The sequence below is a fragment of the Pseudomonas sp. PDM22 genome, assembly GCF_014851965.1.
In the GTDB taxonomy this organism is placed as follows: domain Bacteria; phylum Pseudomonadota; class Gammaproteobacteria; order Pseudomonadales; family Pseudomonadaceae; genus Pseudomonas.
The window spans coordinates 310,884-328,653 of the sequence record NZ_JACVAR010000003.1; the positions used below are offsets into that span (position 1 = coordinate 310,884).

At 65.2% G+C, this 17,770-nt stretch carries 15 protein-coding genes; 4 read left to right on the top strand and 11 right to left on the bottom strand.

Features of this window, described 5'->3' with window-relative positions; genetic code table 11:
• Nucleotides 1–22: 22 nt before the first annotated feature.
• Complete coding sequence (locus IB255_RS12330) at nt 23–943, top strand: LysR substrate-binding domain-containing protein (protein WP_081519513.1); 921 nt, start codon at nt 23–25, stop codon at nt 941–943.
• Nucleotides 944–1,010: 67 nt separating this feature from the next.
• On the opposite strand, the gene IB255_RS12335 is transcribed toward IB255_RS12330, so the two are convergent.
• The 4 genes from IB255_RS12335 to trxA all read right to left on the bottom strand — a co-directional run bounded on the left by IB255_RS12335 (nt 1,011) and on the right by trxA (nt 5,489).
• On the bottom strand, nt 1,011–1,979 hold the full coding sequence (locus tag IB255_RS12335; RefSeq protein ID WP_081519512.1) for a CDP-6-deoxy-delta-3,4-glucoseen reductase: 969 nt from the start codon (nt 1,977–1,979) through the stop codon (nt 1,011–1,013).
• A 110-nt stretch (nt 1,980–2,089) separates the two neighbouring features.
• Complete coding sequence (ubiD, locus tag IB255_RS12340; RefSeq protein ID WP_081519511.1) at nt 2,090–3,556, bottom strand: 4-hydroxy-3-polyprenylbenzoate decarboxylase; 1,467 nt, start codon at nt 3,554–3,556, stop codon at nt 2,090–2,092.
• A 105-nt stretch (nt 3,557–3,661) separates the two neighbouring features.
• Nucleotides 3,662–4,924 carry a transcription termination factor Rho gene (gene rho / locus IB255_RS12345; protein ID WP_015475046.1) on the bottom strand — a complete coding sequence of 421 codons (1,263 nt, stop codon included), beginning with the start codon at nt 4,922–4,924 and terminating at the stop codon, nt 3,662–3,664.
• Nucleotides 4,925–5,162: 238 nt separating this feature from the next.
• On the bottom strand, nt 5,163–5,489 hold the full coding sequence (trxA, locus tag IB255_RS12350; RefSeq protein ID WP_081519510.1) for a thioredoxin TrxA: 327 nt from the start codon (nt 5,487–5,489) through the stop codon (nt 5,163–5,165).
• Between the two features lie 190 nt (nt 5,490–5,679).
• Between trxA and ppx the strand changes: the two genes are divergently transcribed.
• Complete coding sequence (gene ppx, locus IB255_RS12355) at nt 5,680–7,182, top strand: exopolyphosphatase (RefSeq protein ID WP_081519509.1); 1,503 nt, start codon at nt 5,680–5,682, stop codon at nt 7,180–7,182.
• A gap of 289 nt (nt 7,183–7,471) precedes the next feature.
• Here the strand turns inward: ppx and ppk1 are convergent, their stop codons facing one another.
• Together ppk1 and hemB are read right to left on the bottom strand one after the other, a co-directional pair.
• Complete coding sequence (gene ppk1 / locus IB255_RS12360) at nt 7,472–9,676, bottom strand: polyphosphate kinase 1 (RefSeq protein ID WP_081519508.1); 2,205 nt, start codon at nt 9,674–9,676, stop codon at nt 7,472–7,474.
• 21 nt (nt 9,677–9,697) lie between these two features.
• A complete protein-coding gene (hemB, locus tag IB255_RS12365) occupies nt 9,698–10,720 on the bottom strand; it encodes a porphobilinogen synthase (protein WP_081519507.1) in 1,023 nt (340 codons plus the stop codon).
• Between the two features lie 233 nt (nt 10,721–10,953).
• Between hemB and IB255_RS12370 the strand changes: the two genes are divergently transcribed.
• Entirely contained in the window at nt 10,954–11,514 is a 561-nt protein-coding gene (locus IB255_RS12370) for a DedA family protein (protein ID WP_026079304.1), read from the top strand.
• Nucleotides 11,515–11,527: 13 nt separating this feature from the next.
• On the opposite strand, the gene IB255_RS12375 is transcribed toward IB255_RS12370, so the two are convergent.
• A complete protein-coding gene (locus tag IB255_RS12375; protein WP_081519506.1) occupies nt 11,528–12,766 on the bottom strand; it encodes a sterol desaturase family protein in 1,239 nt (412 codons plus the stop codon).
• Nucleotides 12,767–12,905: 139 nt separating this feature from the next.
• On the opposite strand from IB255_RS12375, the gene elbB reads away from it, so the two are divergent.
• The gene (gene elbB, locus IB255_RS12380; protein WP_081519505.1) at nt 12,906–13,559 is read left to right on the top strand and encodes an isoprenoid biosynthesis glyoxalase ElbB; all 654 of its coding nucleotides are present in this window, start codon (nt 12,906–12,908) and stop codon (nt 13,557–13,559) included.
• Between the two features lie 57 nt (nt 13,560–13,616).
• On the opposite strand, the gene IB255_RS12385 is transcribed toward elbB, so the two are convergent.
• The 4 genes from IB255_RS12385 to IB255_RS12400 form a co-directional block, all read right to left on the bottom strand.
• The gene (locus IB255_RS12385) at nt 13,617–14,087 is read right to left on the bottom strand and encodes a YaiI/YqxD family protein (protein WP_081519504.1); all 471 of its coding nucleotides are present in this window, start codon (nt 14,085–14,087) and stop codon (nt 13,617–13,619) included.
• Between the two features lie 74 nt (nt 14,088–14,161).
• Nucleotides 14,162–16,063: a cytochrome c/FTR1 family iron permease gene (locus IB255_RS12390; protein ID WP_081519503.1), complete on the bottom strand. Its 1,902-nt coding sequence runs from the start codon at nt 16,061–16,063 to the stop codon at nt 14,162–14,164.
• A 128-nt stretch (nt 16,064–16,191) separates the two neighbouring features.
• The gene (locus IB255_RS12395) at nt 16,192–16,821 is read right to left on the bottom strand and encodes a LysE family transporter (RefSeq protein ID WP_081519502.1); all 630 of its coding nucleotides are present in this window, start codon (nt 16,819–16,821) and stop codon (nt 16,192–16,194) included.
• A 169-nt stretch (nt 16,822–16,990) separates the two neighbouring features.
• Nucleotides 16,991–17,749, bottom strand: coding sequence for a TerC family protein (locus IB255_RS12400; RefSeq protein WP_081519501.1), 759 nt, complete (start codon nt 17,747–17,749; stop codon nt 16,991–16,993).
• Nucleotides 17,750–17,770: the final 21 nt, after the last annotated feature.

Sequence of the window (17,770 nt, forward strand, 5' to 3'; positions counted from 1 at the left end):
CTGATACCCCCGAGGCCTCGCCATGTCCATCCAGCGTCTTCCGCCGCTCAATGCCGTCCGCGCCTTCGAGGCCGCCGCCCGGCTGGGCAGCTATGTCGCCGCCTCGAAAGACCTGCATGTGACGCAGCCGGCCATCGGCCGTCACGTGAAGCTGCTGGAAGACTGGCTCGGCGTGCAGCTGTTCGAGCGCACCCCGCGCGGGGTGAGCCTGACGCCGGCCGGGCAGCGCTACTACGCGAAGATATCCACAGCCCTGCAGCAGATCGCCGACGCCGGCCACGAGCTGGCCCCCGGCGGCACCGCGCGCTGGCTGAAGATCCTGGTGGTGCCGGCCTTTGCCAAGCGCTGGTTGATGCCGCGCCTGGAAACCCTGCGCCAGCAGCGCCCCGGCCTGAAGGTAGCGGTGGAACCCAACCCGACTTTCACTGAAGTGGACGGCAAAAGCGCCGATCTGGGGATCGTCTACGGGCTTCCCGGCGTCTATCCGCAGTGCCACAGCACCCTGGTGCGACCGGCGGTTTTCCCGGTGTGCTCGCCCTCCTACCTCGAAGAACACGGCCCGCTGAGCAGCGTGCACGAGCTGGCGCAGCACAAGCTGATCCACGTCGACGACGGCGAATGGTGGAACCTCTGGCTGTCCACCATCGGGCTGGACCTGCGGGTGAACTCCGACGTGCTCTACGTCAGCAACGACCACGCGCTGTCCATGGCCGAGGCCGGCCACGGCATCGCCCTGGCCAACCTGGTGCTGGTGAAGCACCAGCTGGCCGCCGGCACGCTGGTGCGGCCGCTACCCGAGGAGGTGCCGCTGGAGAGCTACCAGCTGCTGCTGCCCACCGGCGCGGTGAGCGCCGATGTGGCCTGGTTCGAGGATTGGATTCGCGCGGCGTTGCAGGAAGAATTCTCGCCACATGCCACCCACGAGACTGAGTCGACTGAATAGCTAGGCGGAGTGCCGAAGACAGTGCGACTGGCACGGCGAGTCGCTCCAACGACGCTGGACAGTTGAATCAGCCTCGTGGGGCGTAGGCGAAGACGTCCGCACGCATCTGGTGCGGGTCCATGCCCGCCGCCACCAGCGCATCCAGGGTGCCGTAGACCATCGCCGGCGAGCCGCTGGCGTAGACACGCAGGCCGGACAGCTCGGCGAAGTCCTCGCACACAGCCTCATGCAGCAGGCCGCAGCGCCCCTGCCAGCCGCACAGGTCGCTGACGATCCTGTGCAGGTGCAGGTTGGGTACGCTTTCCCACTGCTCCCAGTGCGGCAGCTCGTAGAAGTCTTCCGGGCGGCGCACGCCCCAGTACAGGTGTACCGGGTGGGCGAAACCAGTCGCGCGGCAGAATTCGATCAGGCTGTGCATCTGCGCCATGCCGGTGCCGGCGGCGATCAGTACCAACGGGCCGTCCGGCAGGTCGGCCAGGTGCGCGTCGCCAAAGGGCATCTGCACGCGGGCGAAGCGATCGCGCTGCAACTGCGCCAGCAGGTCGATGGCGCTGTTTTCGCGGGCCAGGATATGCAGCTCCAGGTCACGCCCTTCCTGCGGCGCGGAGGCCAGGGAGAAGGCCGCCGGGTCGCTGCCCTCACGCTCGATCAGCACGTACTGCCCGGCGTGGTAGCGCGGCGGCTTGCCGGCCGGGGCACGCAGGCGCACGCGCCAGACGTCGCCGCCCACCGGCTCGCAGAGGCTCAGCTGGCAGGACAGCTTGCGCACCGGCAGCTCGCCGGGGGCCAGCACACCGTCCCAGTGCAGCACGCAGTCTTCCAGCGGCTCGGCCAGGCAGGTGAAGAGCTCGCCGTGGTCGCGCACCTCGCCGTCCTGGCGCACGCGGCCTTCCACCAGCAGCGCCGCACAGATATGGCAATTGCCGTTGCGGCAACTCTGCGGGCACTCGTAGCCCAGGCGCCGCGCACCGTCGAGGATACGTTCCCCGGGCCGCAGCTCAAGCTGGGCTCCGGAGGGTTGCAAGGTCACTTTCAAGCGCTGTTCTCGTTCTTCTGATTCTGTAGGAGCGGGCCATGCCCGCGAACCTTGGCCAATCTCGGCGTCAGGTCGCGGGCATGGCCCGCTCCTACAAGGTTACCCGCGCATCAATCGATGCCCAGGCTCGCCCAGATTTCGTCGACGCGGCGGGTCACCGCCGGGTCCTTCTCGATCACCCGCCCCCATTCGCGGCTGGTCTCGCCCGGCCACTTGTGGGTGGCATCCAAGCCCATCTTCGAGCCCAGGCCGGAGATCGGCGAGGCGAAGTCCAGGTAGTCGATCGGGGTGTTGTCGATCATCACCGTGTCACGCTTGGGGTCCATGCGCGTGGTGATGGCCCAGATCACGTCGTTCCAGTCGCGGGCGTTGATGTCGTCGTCGGTGACGATAACGAACTTGGTGTACATGAACTGTCGCAGGAACGACCAGACACCCAGCATCACGCGCTTGGCGTGGCCGGGGTACTGCTTCTTCATGGTCACCACCGCCATGCGGTAGGAGCAGCCTTCGGGCGGCAGGTAGAAGTCGGTGATCTCGGGGAACTGCTTCTGCAGGATCGGCACGAAGACTTCGTTCAGCGCCACGCCGAGGATCGCCGGCTCATCCGGCGGGCGGCCGGTGTAGGTGCTGTGGTAGATCGGTTTCTGCCGGCGGGTGATGCGCTCGACGGTGAACACCGGGAAGCGGTCCACCTCGTTGTAGTAGCCGGTGTGGTCGCCGTACGGGCCTTCATCGGCCATCTCGCCGGGATGGATCACCCCTTCGAGGACGATCTCGGCGCTGGCCGGCACCTGCAGGTCGTTGCCGATGCACTTGACCAGCTCGGTCTTGTGGCCGCGCAGCAGGCCGGCGAAGGCATATTCGGAGAGGTTGTCCGGCACCGGAGTGACGGCGCCGAGGATGGTCGCCGGGTCCGCGCCGAGGGCCACGGCCACCGGATAAGGTTGGCCGGGGTGCTTCTGGCACCACTCGCGGAAGTCCAGCGCACCGCCGCGGTGGCTGAGCCAGCGCATGATGACCTTGTTGCGGCCGATCACCTGCTGACGGTAGATGCCCAGGTTCTGCCGTTCCTTGTTCGGCCCGCGGGTGACCGTCAGGCCCCAGGTGATCAGCGGCGCGACGTCGCCGGGCCAGCAGGTCTGCACCGGCAGCTTCGACAGGTCGACGTCGTCGCCCTCCTCGATCACTTCCTGGCACGGCGCGTCCCGCAGGACCTTGGGCGCCATGTTGATGACCTTCTTGAAGATCGGCAGCTTGGACCAGGCGTCCTTCAGCCCCTTGGGCGGCTCGGGCTCCTTGAGGAAGGCCAGCAGCTTGCCGATCTCGCGCAGTTCGGAGACGTCCTCGGCGCCCATGCCCAGCGCCACGCGCTCGGGCGTGCCGAACAGGTTGCCGAGTACGGGGATGTCATAGCCGGTGGGCTTTTCGAACAGCAGGGCCGGGCCCTTGGCGCGCAGGGTGCGGTCGCACACCTCGGTCATTTCCAGCACCGGGGATACCGGCGCCTGGATGCGCTTGAGCTGTCCGCGCTGCTCCAGGGCAGCGATGAACTCGCGCAGGTCGCGATACTGCATGAGGATCTCGATGGCGGCAGGATGATGCGACAGTCTACCGCCTATCAGCGCCTTGCAGAAACACGAAGGCCGGGTTTCCCCGGCCTCGTTGGTCTCGCAGAGCGCTTACTTGCTGCGCTTCATGGAGTCGAAGAACTCGTCGTTGGTCTTCGTCTGGCGCAGCTTGTCGAGGAGGAATTCCACGGCGGCGATCTCGTCCATCGGGTGGAGGATCTTGCGCAGGATCCACATGCGCTGCAGCTCTTCCTCACCGGTGAGCAGCTCTTCGCGACGGGTGCCGGAGCGATTGATGTTGATCGCCGGGAACACGCGCTTTTCCGAGATGCGACGGTCGAGGATGAGTTCCGAGTTACCGGTACCCTTGAATTCCTCGTAGATCACTTCGTCCATCTTCGAGCCGGTTTCGATCAGCGCGGTGGCGAGGATGGTCAGCGAACCGCCTTCCTCGATGTTGCGCGCGGCGCCGAAGAAGCGCTTGGGCTTTTCCAGGGCATGGGCGTCGACACCACCGGTGAGCACCTTGCCGGAGCTGGGGATCACGGTGTTGTAGGCACGAGCCAGACGGGTGATGGAGTCCAGCAGGATGATCACGTCCTTCTTGTGCTCGACCAGGCGCTTGGCCTTCTCGATCACCATCTCGGCAACCTGCACGTGGCGGGTCGGCGGTTCGTCGAAGGTGGAGGCGACCACTTCGCCGCGCACGGTGCGCTGCATCTCGGTCACTTCTTCCGGGCGCTCGTCGATCAGCAGGACGATCAGGTGGCACTCGGGGTTGTTGCGGGTGATGTTCGAGGCGATGTTCTGCAGCATGATGGTCTTGCCCGCTTTCGGCGGGGCGACGATCAGGCCGCGCTGGCCCTTGCCGATCGGCGAACAGAGGTCGATCACACGGCCGGTGAGGTCCTCGGTGGAGCCGTTGCCGGCTTCCATGGTCAGGCGCTTGGTCGGGAACAGCGGCGTCAGGTTCTCGAAGAGAATCTTGTTCTTCGCGTTCTCCGGACGATCGAAGTTGATCGAGTCGACTTTCAGCAGGGCGAAGTAACGCTCGCCTTCCTTCGGCGGCCGAATCTTGCCGATGATGGTATCGCCCGTGCGCAGGTTGAAGCGACGGATCTGGCTGGGCGAGACGTAGATGTCGTCCGGGCCGGCCAGGTACGAGGAATCGGCGGAGCGCAGGAAGCCGAAGCCATCCTGGAGAATCTCCAGCACGCCGTCACCGGAGATTTCCTCACCGCTTTTCGCATGCTTCTTCAGCAGCGCGAAGATGATGTCCTGTTTGCGCGAACGGGCCATGTTTTCCAGGCCCATGGCATCGGACATTTCCAGCAATTCGGCAATCGGCTTTTGCTTGAGTTCGGTCAGATTCATAGAAGGGACGTAAATACGCTGAAAGGGGAAAAGGGAACAAGCGTGATGCTTGAAGAGCCGCGCCGTAGATGACGGACAGGATCGCTTGGAATTCGAATGGGAAGTGCGTCGGCGACGGCTTGCAGGGGACAACGAAATAATCGTTGTGCGCCCGAATTTAACACCCGAGTTTCGGAGCGTCTAGGGGCAATAACGAAAAAACCCCGCGCATTGGCGGGGTTTTTCGGGCTTCTTCGACTTAGATGTTGCTGTCGAGGAAGGCAGCCAGCTGCGACTTGGACAGTGCGCCGACCTTGGTCGCTTCGACGTTGCCGCCCTTGAACAGCATCAGGGTCGGAATGCCACGCACGCCGTACTTCGGCGGGGTGTCCTGGTTCTCGTCGATGTTCAGCTTGCAGACTTTCAGCTTGCCCTGATAGTCCTTGGCGATCTCGTCGAGTACCGGGGCGATCATCTTGCACGGGCCGCACCATTCGGCCCAGTAGTCGACCAGCACGGGACTATCGGACTTCAGTACGTCCTGCTCGAAGCTGGCATCGGTAACATTGACGATATGTTCGCTCATGTATTCTCTCCGTCAATCGGATGCGAAAAAGTGTCCGCCATCATATCCCGCCTCGGCCCACACCGAAAGGCACAGCCGATTGAGTGTATCTATCGCTGCCGCGGCGACTTCTGATCGGTGACAACCCCTTCATTGGCACTACCTGCCTAAAATGGCAGGATGTCTCCCGTATTTATCCGGACCCGCCCCTATGCCCCATACCCCTGCCAAGACCTTTCCGATGATCGCGGCCATTGACCTTGGCTCGAACAGTTTCCACATGGTCCTGGCGAAGGCCGATCACGGCGAGATCCGCATCCTCGAGCGATTGGGCGAGAAGGTCCAGCTGGCCGCGGGCATCGGCGAGGACCGCATGCTCACCGCGGAAGCCATGCAGCGCGGCTACGACTGCCTGAAGCAGTTCGCCCAGTTCATCAACGGCATGCCGCCGGGTTCGGTTCGAGTGGTGGGCACCAACGCCCTGCGCGAAGCGCGCAACCGTGCCGAATTCATCCGCGAAGCCGACCAGATCCTCGGCCACCCGGTGGAAGTCATCTCCGGCCGCGAAGAAGCGCGCCTGATCTATCTGGGCGTGTCCCACACCCTGCCGGACAACCCCGGCAAGCGCCTGGTGGTCGACATCGGCGGCGGCAGCACCGAGTTCATCATCGGCCAGCAGTTCGAATCGCAACTGCGCGAGAGCCTGCAGATGGGCTGCGTGAGCTTCACCCAGCGCTACTTCAAGGACGGCAAGATCACCCCGGCGCGCTACGCCCAGGCCTACACCTCGGCCCGCCTGGAGCTGATGAGCATCGAGAACAGCCTGCGCCGCCTGGGTTGGGACGAGGCCGTCGGCGCCTCCGGCACCATCCGTGCGATCTGCCTGGCGATCCAGGCCGGCGGCCACGGCAACGGCGAGATCAACCCCGAAGGCCTGGCCTGGCTCAAGCGCAAGATGTTCAAGCTGGGCGAGGTCGAGAAGCTCGACATCGACGGCATCAAGCCGGACCGCCGGCCGATCTTCCCGGCCGGCATGGCGATCCTCGAGGCCCTGTTCGACGCCCTCGAGCTGACCCGCATGACCCACTCCGAAGGCGCCCTGCGCGAAGGCGTGCTCTACGACCTGCTGGGCCGCCACCACCACGAGGACGTCCGCGAGCGCACCATCGGCGCACTCATGGAGCGCTACCACGTCGATCCGGAACAGGCCGCGCGCGTCGAGGCCAAGGCGCTGGAATCCCTGGACCAGGTTTCCAAGGCCTGGGACCTGAACGACGAGGGCCACCGCGAGCTGCTGATGTGGGCCGCGCGCGTCCACGAGCTGGGCCTGGACATCGCCCACTACCACTACCACAAGCACGGCGCCTACCTGCTGGAGCACTCGGACCTGGCCGGTTTCTCGCGCCTGGACCAGCTGACCCTGGCCCTGCTGGTGCGCGGCCACCGCCGCAACATCCCGGTGGACAAGTTCAACGAGCTGGGCGACGAGGGCGACAAGCTGATCCGCCTGTGCATCGTGCTGCGCTTCGCCATCCTCTTCCACCACATCCGTGGCACACAGGAAATGCCGGCCGTGGCCCTGAAGGCCTCCGGCAAGTCGCTGGACGTGCGCTTCCCGGACGGCTGGCTGGCCGCCAACCCGCTGACCCAGGCGGACTTCGAGCAGGAAGCCGAATGGCTCAAGCGCGTGGGCTATTCGCTCAGCGTGAGCTGATCTCCCCCGCAACAGACAAAGGCATGACCTGCAGGAGCGGGCCATGCCTGCGAAATCCCGTGCGGCGGAATCCGCTCTCCACGTTGACGATCGAGCGCGGCCCGCTCCTACAGTTTGAGTTCGGTGCCAGACGTAGGGCGCATAACCCGGAACGGGTTATCCGCCGCTTGCCTCGTGGCGGATAGCGCTTGCGCGTCATGCGCTCTACCAGAACCTCCGCTGCTCCTGCGAAAGCTCAGCCATGAAAAAGCCCTGCCAAGGCAGGGCTTCTTTATGCAACGACGGCGGATCAGCGAACGCTGATCACCGGCGTGCACAGGCGCTCCAGCAGGGTCGCCTGGGCGTTGCGGGCGTTCTGGTTGCCGCTGGGGCTCTGGCGCACGTAGCTGCCGTCGGACTGCAGCACCCAGGCCTGGGTGTTGTCGCTCAGGTAGGACTCCAGCTCCTTCTTCACACGCAGCACGAGCTTCTTGCCTTCCACCGGGAAGCAGGTCTCCACGCGCATGTCGAGGTTGCGCTCCATCCAGTCGGCGCTGGAGAGATAGAGCTTCTCCTCGCCGCCGTTGAGGAAGTAGTAGATCCGGCTGTGCTCCAGGAAGCGGCCGATGATCGAGCGCACCTGGATGTTGTGCGACACGCCCGGCACTCCCGGACGCAGGCAGCACATGCCGCGCACCACCAGGTCGATCTTCACGCCGGCCTGGCTGGCCTTGTACAGCGCGCGGATGACCTTGGCGTCGGTCAGCGAGTTGACCTTGGCCATGATGTGCGCCGGCTTGCCTTCGGCAGCCTGGGCGGCCTCACGGTTGATCATCTCCAGCAGGTTCTTCTTCAGGGTGAAGGGCGCGTGCAGGAGCTTCTTCATGCGCAGGGTCTTGCCCATGCCGATCAGCTGGTTGAACAGCTTGTGCAGGTCCTCGCAGAGCGCCACGTCGGCGGTCAGCAGGCTGTAGTCGGTGTACAGGCGGGCATTGCCGGCGTGGTAGTTGCCGGTGCCCAGGTGCGCATAACGGCGCAGCTCGCCGTCCTCGCGACGCAGGATGAGCATCATCTTGGCGTGGGTCTTGAAGCCGACCACGCCGTAGATCACCACCGCGCCGGCCTGCTGCAGGCGGCTGGCCAGTTGCAGGTTGGATTCTTCGTCGAAGCGCGCCCGCAGCTCGATCACCACGGTGACTTCCTTGCCGTTACGCGCGGCTTCCACCAGTGCGTCGACGATCTCCGAGTTGGCCCCGGAGCGGTACAGCGTCTGCTTGATCGCCAGCACGCTGGGGTCCTTGGCGGCCTGGCGCAACAGGTCGACCACCGGGGTGAAGGACTCGAACGGGTGCATCAGCAGCACGTCGAGCTTGCCCAGCACGTTGAACAGGTTTTCCTTCTTCTGCAGCAGCTTGGGGATCGCCGGGGTGAACGGCGGGGACTGCAGCTCCGGATGACTGGCCAGACCGGTGACGCTGAACAGGCGGGTCAGGTTGACCGGCCCGCTGACGCGGTACAGCTCGGTCTCGGACAGGCCGAACTGCTTGAGCAGGTAGTTGGACAGCGGCACCGGGCAGGTATCCACCACCTCCAGACGCACCGCATCGCCGTAGCGGCGCGAGAACAGCTCGCCACGCAGTGCGCGGGCCAGGTCCTCGACGTCCTCGGCATCCACCGAGAGGTCGGCGTTACGGGTCAGGCGGAACTGGTAGCAGCCCTTCACCTTCATGCCGTGGAACAGGTCGTCGGCGTGGGCGTGGATCATCGACGAGAGGAACACGTAGTTGTCGCCAGGACCGGCGACTTCTTCGGGCAGGCGGATGATCCGCGGCAGTGAGCGCGGCGCCGGGATGATCGCAAGGCCGGAGTCGCGGCCGAAGGCGTCCAGGCCTTCGAGCTCGACCATGAAGTTCAGGCTCTTGTTCACCAGCAGCGGGAACGGGTGGGTCGGGTCGAGGCCGATCGGGGTGACGATGGGCGCGATCTCGTCGCGGAAGAAGCGACGAACCCAGGCCTTGATCTTCGGCGTCCAGTAGCGGCGGCGGATGAAGCGGATGTCGTGCTTGGCCAGCTCCGGCAACAGGATGTCGTTGAGGATGCTGTACTGGCGGGCGACCTGCTCGTGCACCTGCTCGCTGATGCGCGCCAGCGCCTGGTGCGGCAACAGGCCGTCGGCGCCGGCCTGTTCACGGGCGAAGGTGATCTGCTTCTTCAGGCCGGCAACACGGATCTCGAAGAATTCGTCGAGGTTGCTGGAGAAGATCAGCAGGAACTTCAGGCGTTCCAGCAGCGGGTAGGACTCGTCCAGTGCCTGTTCCAGCACGCGGATGTTGAACTGCAGCTGCGAGAGCTCGCGATGAATATAGAGGGCACTGTCGTCCACGTTGATCGCGGGCACCGCCGGCTCGACGGGCGGCGGCGTCGCCTCGGCGACCTCCTCCACGACGACTTCGGTGATTTCAGCGGTGGTGTCAGCTTCGATAACTTCGGTTTCGCTAATGCCTTCGGTATTCATCGCTCGTCTCATCGACGGGGGTCAGCCCGCACTTTTGATTTTTTTCAATTGTTGCGCCGCGCGCTTGGCGAAGTAGGTCAGGATGCCATCTGCGCCCGCGCGTTTGAAGGCCAGCAGCGATTCGAGGATCACCGCATCGCTGAGCCAGCCGTTGTTGATCGCGGCCATGTGCATCGCGTACTCGCCGCTGACCTGGTAGACAAAGGTCGGCGCGCGGAATTCGTCCTTGGCCCGGCGAACGATGTCGAGATACGGCATGCCCGGCTTGACCATGATCATGTCGGCGCCCTCGGCGAGGTCAGCGTAGATCTCGTGCAGCGCTTCGTCGCTGTTGGCCGGGTCCATCTGGTAGGTGGCCTTGTTGCCCTTGCCCAGGTTGGCGGCGGAGCCGACGGCGTCGCGGAACGGGCCGTAGTAGGCACTGGCGTACTTGGCCGAGTAGGCCATGATGCGAGTGTTTATGTGGCCGGTGGATTCCAGGGCCTCGCGGATCGCGCCGATACGGCCGTCCATCATGTCCGAGGGAGCCACGACCTGGGCGCCGGCCTCGGCGTGGGAAAGCGCCTGCTTGACCAGCACATCAACGGAAATGTCGTTCAGGACGTAGCCGTCCTCGTCGAGGATGCCGTCCTGGCCGTGGCTGGTGAACGGGTCCAGCGCCACGTCGGTGATGATGCCCAGCTCCGGGAAGCGCTCGCGCAGGGCGCGGGTGGCGCGCTGGGCGATGCCGTCGGGATTGAAGGCTTCGGCGCCATCGAGGGATTTCTTCTCCAGCGGGGTTACCGGGAACAGCGCCAGCGCGGGGATGCCCAGCTCTACCAGCTCTTCGGCTTCCTTGAGCAGCAGGTCGATGGACATGCGCTCCACACCCGGCATCGAGGGCACCGCTTCACGCTGGTTCTTGCCGTCGAGGACGAACACCGGAAGGATCAGGTCGTTGGTGGTCAGGACGTTTTCGCGCACCAGACGGCGGGAAAATTCGTCACGACGGTTGCGACGCAGACGAGTGAAGGGGAAGGCACGATCGGCGGGAATGAAGCTCACGGCGTACTCCAGGGCCTGATACAGCAGGCACAGTCTGACAGTTATAGCCCTGAATTATGACCGATTGGTAACAACCGGTAACAGTGACCCTTGGTCGCGGCATCCTGCCGCAGCGGCAAGCCGCCGCTCTGCACCGGCACAGGCTTGTTCCAGGTCAGTTGTGCGGAGTGGGGTGCCTTCCCTGCGGACGACAACCGAGTTAGGCTTCGCGTTCATTTCGCTGCGTTGCCTCGATAATGCTCCAACAATTCCTGCAGGATTTCGGCTACTTCGCGCTGTTTCTCGGCACGTTCTTCGAGGGTGAGACCATTCTGGTCCTGGCCGGCTTCCTGGCATTCCGCGGCTACATGCAGCTGGAGTACGTCATCGCGGTGGCTTTCTTCGGCAGTTACGCCGGTGACCAGCTCTGGTATTTCCTCGGCCGCCGCCACGGTCGCAAGTTGCTTGCGCGCAAACCGCGCTGGCAGAAGATGGGCGACAAGGCCCTGGAACACGTACGCAAGCATCCCGACCTGTGGGTGCTGAGCTTCCGCTTCGTCTACGGCCTGCGCACCGTGATGCCGGTGGCCATCGGCCTGTCCGGCTACCCGCCGGCACGCTACCTGCTGCTCAACGGCATCGGCGCCATAGTCTGGGCCACTGTGCTGGGCAGCGCTGCCTTCTACTTCGGCAGCGTGCTGGAAGGCGTACTGGGCAACATCAAGAAGTACGAACTCATGGTCCTCGGTGGCCTCGTGGTGATCGGCCTGCTGTTCTGGCTGCGTCGCCGCTTCAAGGCCAGCAAGACCGACTGAGCACCCCGGCCGATCAGGCCACCTGCGGCAGGCGCTCGGCGCGCCGCAGGCCCAGCAGACCGATCAGGCTGAGCAGCGAATAGACCGCCAGCGCCCAGGGTGCCCACTGCGGCAGCTCGATCCCTCCCCATAGCACCATGGCCGCCACTGCCGGCACGTTCAGCGCCAATCGCAGCAGTTCCAGGCGCAGCGCCCAGCTACGGTTCTCCAGCCAGCAGCCGATGGCGTAGAGCCCGAAAGCCATCCAGCTCCAGCCAATCACCAGCGGCAGTACCTGCCAGTGCTCGCCGACACCCAGCAACCAGGTGCCGACCACCACATAAGTGGCGAACTGCAGCCCGGCGTACCACTGCCGGCCACGCGTCAGCGGCACCTCGAACTTGCGGAAGGACGCCAGGTCCGGCTTGGCCATGGGGTAGCGCTGGGCAACGTCCGCGGGACGCCAGCCGGTACGCATGAACCAGATGCGCAGCTTGTCCCAGGTACTGCCGGCGCGGCGCGCATCGTTCCACAGGTGCGCGTAGACCTGCAGGTTGGCCCAGAGCGGGTTCCAGCTGGCCAGCGGCACGGTCACGCCGAATACCACCGGCTCCTCGTCCAGCTCCTCCTGGAAGGTGCCGAACAGGCGGTCCCAGACGATGAACACGCCGCCGTAGTTGCGATCCATGTAGACCGGGTTCTGCGCGTGGTGCACGCGGTGGTTGGACGGGGTGATGAAGATCCACTCGAACCAGCCCAGCTTGGGGATGTGCCGGGTGTGCACCCAGAACTGGTAGAGCAGGTTCAGCGCGCCGACCGTGAGGAACACCAGCGGCGGCACGCCGGCGATGGCCATGGGCAGGTAGAAGATCCAGCCGAAGATGAAGCCGGTACTGGTCTGCCGCAGCGCGGTGGAGAGGTTGTAGTCCTCGCTCTGGTGGTGCACCGAGTGGGCAGCCCAGAGCACGTTGCGCTCGTGGCCCAGGCGGTGGTTCCAGTAGTAGCAGAAGTCGTAGAAGACGAAGGCGAACACCCAGACCCAGAGGTTCTGCGTGGACATCTCGAAAAGCGCCAGGTGCTGCCAGGCGATGGCGTAGGTGAGCACAGCCAGCCCCTTGGTCAGCAGGCCGCTGGTGGTGGACAGCACACCGGCGCTGAGGCTGTTCAGCGCGTCGCTCAGACGGTAGGTGCGCATGCCACGCCAGCGGTCGGCGAGCAACTCGATGGCAATCAGGAGGAAAAAGAAGGGTACGGCGAAGAGGATGTAGTTCATGGCGTGGCCGAGTCGTTATGCTTATGGGAAGGCCCAGATTCGTTGATCCTAGCCTCTACCTCCGCGCCGGCCCCGACCGCCGGCGCCAAGCCGGGCGGCATATCGCGACATGCCCGGCATCCTCGAACAGGAGCAGTCCATGCAGAAGAAAGTTGCCGTCATCCTCTCCGGCTGCGGCGTCTACGACGGCGCCGAGATCCACGAAAGCGTGATCACCCTGCTGCGTCTTTCCCAGCGCGGCGCCAAGGTGCAGTGCTTCGCCCCGAACATCGCCCAGCACCATGTGCTGAACCACCTCACCGGCGAGGAAATGGCCGAGAGCCGCAACGTGCTGGTGGAATCCGCGCGCATCGCCCGTGGCGAGGTGAAGGACGTGCGCGAAGCCAAGGTGGAAGATTTCGACGCACTGATCGTGCCCGGCGGCTTCGGCGCGGCGAAGAACCTCAGCGACTTCGCCTTCAAGGGCGACCAGTGCGAAGTACAGCCGGACGTACTGGCCCTGGCCAAGGCCTTCGCCGCGGCGAAGAAGCCGGTTGGCCTGCTCTGCATCGCCCCGGCCCTGGCCGCGCGCATCTATGGCGCAGGCGTGGAATGCACCATCGGCACCGACGAAGGCACCGCCCAGGCGCTGACCAGCATGGGCGCCAAGCACATCGACTGCGCCGTGGAAGACATCGTCGAGGACAAGGACCACAAGCTGGTCACCACCCCGGCCTACATGCTCGCGCAATCCATCGCCGAAGCCGCCAGCGGCATCAACAAGGCGGTCGACCGGGTGCTGGAGCTGGCCTGAGCGGTACGCTGAACGCAAAACGCCCGGCAATGCCGGGCGTTTTCGTTTTGTGCCAGATCAGCCCTTGCGGCTCTCCGCCTCGCGCAGCAGGCGCGTCAGCAGCCGGTCCAGGCCGTTGGCGAAGGCCTGGCGGTCCTTGTCGCCGTAGGGCGCCTGCCCTCCCCCCACCTGACCCTGTTCGCGCAGGTCGGTGAACAGGTTGCGCACGGCCAGGCGCTCGCCCATGTTCTTCTCGTCGAACTCGCGGCCACGCGGGTCCAGCGCATCGACGCCCTTCTTCACCAGCCGGTCGGCCAGCGGCACGTCGCTGCAGATCACCAGGTCGCCGGGCTCGGCCTGCTCCACCAGGTAATCGTCGGCGGCGTCCATCCCGCTGGGCACCACTATCAGGCTGACGCAGGCGAACGGCGGCTTGGCCACGGGCTGGCCGGCGACCATCACCACCTCGAGCTTGCGCTTGAGGGCGAACTTGGCCACCAGTTCCTTGGCCGCGCGCGGGCAGGCGTCGGCATCGATCCAGATACGCATAATCGGAAAACCAATCTCCAGAAAGCACGACGGCCAGTATCGCACTGGCCGTCGTGTATCGCTCAGCTATCGCCTCAGGACGAGGCGATCTCGGCGGCCTTGCGGCGCTCGGAGAAGTAGCTGCGTCCGTAGAGCACGGCCACCGCCACCAGCGCCACGGCCTGGGCCGACAGCGAGTAGGCGTCGGCCTTGATGCCGAGCCAGTCGAAGTCGAAGAAGGGCACCGGGCGGGTACCGATCACGCCGGCTTCCTGCAGGGCGACCACGCCGTGGCCGGCGAAGACCACCGACAGGGCGCACAGCAGCGCGGCGTTGACGGTGAAGAACAGCTTCAGCGGCAGCTTCGCCGAGCCACGCAGGATCACGAATGCGATGGCGATCAGGATCACCACGGCGGTGCCCGCACCAGCGATCACTGCGTTGTGACCGGCCGGGCCGGCCTGCAGCCAGAGGGTCTCGTAGAACAGGATGACCTCGAACAGCTCGCGGTAGACCGAGAAGAACGCCAGCACCGCGAAGCCGAAGCGGCCACCGCCGCCCACCAGGCTGCTGCGGATGTAGTCCTGCCAGGCGGCGGCGTGGCGGCGGTCGTGCATCCACACGCCGAGCCAGAGCACCATCACGCAGGCGAACAGCGAGGTGAAGCCTTCCATCAGCTCGCGCTGGGCACCGCCGATGTCGATGACGTAGGCGGCGACTGCCCAGGTAGCGAAGCCGGCAACGAAGGCCAGGCCCCAGCCGATGTGGACGCCGCGCACGGCCTTCTCCTGCCCGGTGTTGCGCAGGAAGGCGAGGATCGCGGCCAGCACCAGGATCGCTTCCACGCCTTCGCGCAGGAGGATCAGCAGGGCCGAGACGAAGCTGATGGAGGTGCTCAGCGAGTCGCCGCTCAGGGCCTTGGCGGCGTCCGCCAGCTTGGCCTTGGCCAGTGCCAGCTGCTGAGCCACTTCGGCTTCCGGCAGGCCGTCACGCAGCGCCTGACGGTAGGCCATCAGCTGCTTCTCGGTGGCCTTGCGCAGGTCGGCATCGACGTTGTCCAGCGAGCTTTCCACCAGCTCGAAGCCTTCCAGGTAGGCCGCCACGGACAGGTCGTAGGCCTGATCGTGGTCGCCGGAGCGGTACACGGCGAAGCTCTTGTCCAGGGTCGCGGAGGTGTAGTCGATCTGCTGCGCCGGACCACGGTGCTCCAGCGGCGGGTGGGCACGCAGGGCACGGAAGCTCTCGGCCGCCGCCTCGCCATCGCGCTCGGCGACATCGGCCGGGGTCTGGGTCGAGAGGGTCGCCAGCGGGTAGGCGTGGGCCGGATCGGCCTTGGCCTGACCGGCACTGAGGCCGGCGATATAGGACGCCAGGTCCCAGCGCTGACGCTCGTCGAGCTGGTCGGCGAAGGCCGGCATGTCGGTACCGGAAACGCCCAGGCCGATGACGTTGCGCAGGTCATACAGACTCAGCTGGTCGAGGCGCGCGCGGTCGGTCAGGTTGGCCGGGGGCGGCTCCAGGCCGATGCCCGCCGGTCCGTCGCCCTTGCCGGCGTCACCGTGGCAGATCGAGCACTGCTGGGTGTAGATCTCGGCGGCGCGAGTAGGGTCCGGGGTGATCGAAGGGGTCTGCACCACCTGGTAGATATCGGCGACGCGCGCCTCCAGATGACGGGCCTGCTGGGCGACCTGCTTGCCGGGGAGGCGCTGCTCGATGGCCTGCTTGAGGCTGGCGGCGTCCTTTTCCAGGTCGGCGCGTTCGGAGGCGGCCGGCAGGGTGACGATCAGCGCCTGCAGATTGCCGACGAACTCCAGCTGCTCCTTGTATTCGCTCTCGTCCACGACCTTGCCGTCAGTGACGGTGGCCGGGTAGTCGGCAGCGAGATAGCTGAGCAGGTGAAGGGCTTGGGAGGGGTCGACAGCCGTGTCGGCGTGAGCTCCAAGGCTGAAGAGACCGACCAGCGGCAACAGCCAGACGAAAAGTTTGGAGGGGCGCATACGGAAAGGTAAATGAGAATGAAAGAGGTTAAATTGTCACCTCAGGTTTCCGTCTATGCAAGGACAAATGTCCCGCAGAGTTGCGTCCGAAGCGCTCATGAGGGCGCTCCGGAGCCAGGAAATCCCCCTCAGGCCGGTGCGCGGCGCACGGTGGCGAGCAGTGCGGCAGCGCCTACGAAGAGGGTCGCGAAAGTCCGATTCATCACCCGCTGCTGGCGTTGCGAGCGCAGGGCGCGCAGTACGCGCGCGGCCAGGCCGGTGTAGCCGGCCATGACGATCAGGTCCACGGTGATCATGGTGACGCCCATGATCACGTACTGGATCGCCATCGGACGGTGCGGGTCGACGAATTGCGGCAGCACCGCGAGCATGAAGATCACCGCCTTGGGGTTGCTGGCGTTGACCAGGAAGCCACGCAGCACCAGGGTCAGCGGCCGGCCGATAGGGCGCTCGCCGCTCGCTGCCATCACCTGCGGGGCAGCGGTCCACTGGCGGTACGCGAGGTAGACCAGGTACACCACGCCGAACCACTTGATCGCACTGAACGCCACTGCCGAGGCCGAGAGCAGCGCGCCGACGCCTGCAGCGACGATCGCGATCTGCAGCGCCAGGCCGATCTGCAAGCCCAGGGCATTCCAGTAACCACGCCAGAAGCCGTATTGCAGCCCGCAGGACATCGAGGCAATGGCCCCGGCGCCGGGCGACAGGCTGATCACCCAGCAGGCGATGAAGAAGGCGAACCAGGTACTGGCGAGCATTGCTGACCTCACGGCGCCAGGCAGGCGCAATAATTTGTTACGGGAAGCCAGTGTGCCTCAGTCGCGCCGACTCGCCCAGCCTGGCCGACGAAGGTCGGATGACCGTCACCGGAGCGCCAAACAGAAAGCCCGGCACTGGGCCGGGCTTTTTCGTTTCACGACAGACCGATCAGCTCGGGATGTCCTTGCGCAGCTTCACCGGCTCCTCGCCCCGCTTGCGCGCCAGGGCGCCGCGCAGGCGGATGTTGATCGCCTCCACTGCCAGCGAGAAGGCCATGGCGAAGTACACGTAGCCCTTGGGCACGTGGATCTCGAAGGCTTCGGCGATCAGCACGGTGCCGACCACGATGAGGAACGACAGCGCGAGCATCTTCAGCGACGGGTGCTTCTCGATGAAGGCGCTGATGGTGCCGGCCGACAGCATCATCACCCCGACCGAGATGACGATGGCCGCGACCATCACCGGTACGTGCTGCACCAGGCCCACGGCGGTGATCACCGAGTCCAGCGAGAAGACGATGTCGATGATCGCGATCTGGATGATGATGCCCATGAAGCCGCGGGACTTGCCGCCTTGCTGGCCGCCCTCTTCCGCACCTTCGAGGCTGTGGAAGATTTCCATGGTGCTCTTGAACAGCAGGAACAGGCCACCGAAGAACAGGATCAGGTCGCGCCCGGAGATGCCGTGGTCGAACACCGTGAACAGGTCGGCCGTCAGGCGCATCACCCAGGTGATCGACAGCAGCAGCAGGATACGCGTGCCCATCGCCAGCGCCAGGCCGAAGAAACGCGCCTTGGGTTGCTGGGCGGGCGGCAGGCGGCCAACCAGGATCGAGATGAAGATGATGTTGTCGATGCCCAGTACGATTTCCAGGGCAGTCAGGGTCAGAAAGGCAACCCAGATCTCAGGGCTAGTGAGCCATTCCATAGTGGGGATGTCCGTTGGGGG

Coding starts and splice junctions, on each gene's coding strand:
- IB255_RS12400 (WP_081519501.1), bottom strand. CDS start 17,749: ATGGAATGGCTCACTAGCCCTGAGATCTGGGTTGCCTTTCTGACCCTG.
- IB255_RS12390 (WP_081519503.1), bottom strand. CDS start 16,063: ATGCGCCCCTCCAAACTTTTCGTCTGGCTGTTGCCGCTGGTCGGTCTC.
- ppk1 (WP_081519508.1), bottom strand. CDS start 9,676: ATGAATACCGAAGGCATTAGCGAAACCGAAGTTATCGAAGCTGACACC.
- ppx (WP_081519509.1), top strand. CDS start 5,680: ATGCCCCATACCCCTGCCAAGACCTTTCCGATGATCGCGGCCATTGAC.
- IB255_RS12395 (WP_081519502.1), bottom strand. CDS start 16,821: ATGCTCGCCAGTACCTGGTTCGCCTTCTTCATCGCCTGCTGGGTGATC.
- IB255_RS12330 (WP_081519513.1), top strand. CDS start 23: ATGTCCATCCAGCGTCTTCCGCCGCTCAATGCCGTCCGCGCCTTCGAG.
- IB255_RS12385 (WP_081519504.1), bottom strand. CDS start 14,087: ATGCGTATCTGGATCGATGCCGACGCCTGCCCGCGCGCGGCCAAGGAA.
- IB255_RS12375 (WP_081519506.1), bottom strand. CDS start 12,766: ATGAACTACATCCTCTTCGCCGTACCCTTCTTTTTCCTCCTGATTGCC.
- elbB (WP_081519505.1), top strand. CDS start 12,906: ATGCAGAAGAAAGTTGCCGTCATCCTCTCCGGCTGCGGCGTCTACGAC.
- ubiD (WP_081519511.1), bottom strand. CDS start 3,556: ATGCAGTATCGCGACCTGCGCGAGTTCATCGCTGCCCTGGAGCAGCGC.
- trxA (WP_081519510.1), bottom strand. CDS start 5,489: ATGAGCGAACATATCGTCAATGTTACCGATGCCAGCTTCGAGCAGGAC.
- rho (WP_015475046.1), bottom strand. CDS start 4,924: ATGAATCTGACCGAACTCAAGCAAAAGCCGATTGCCGAATTGCTGGAA.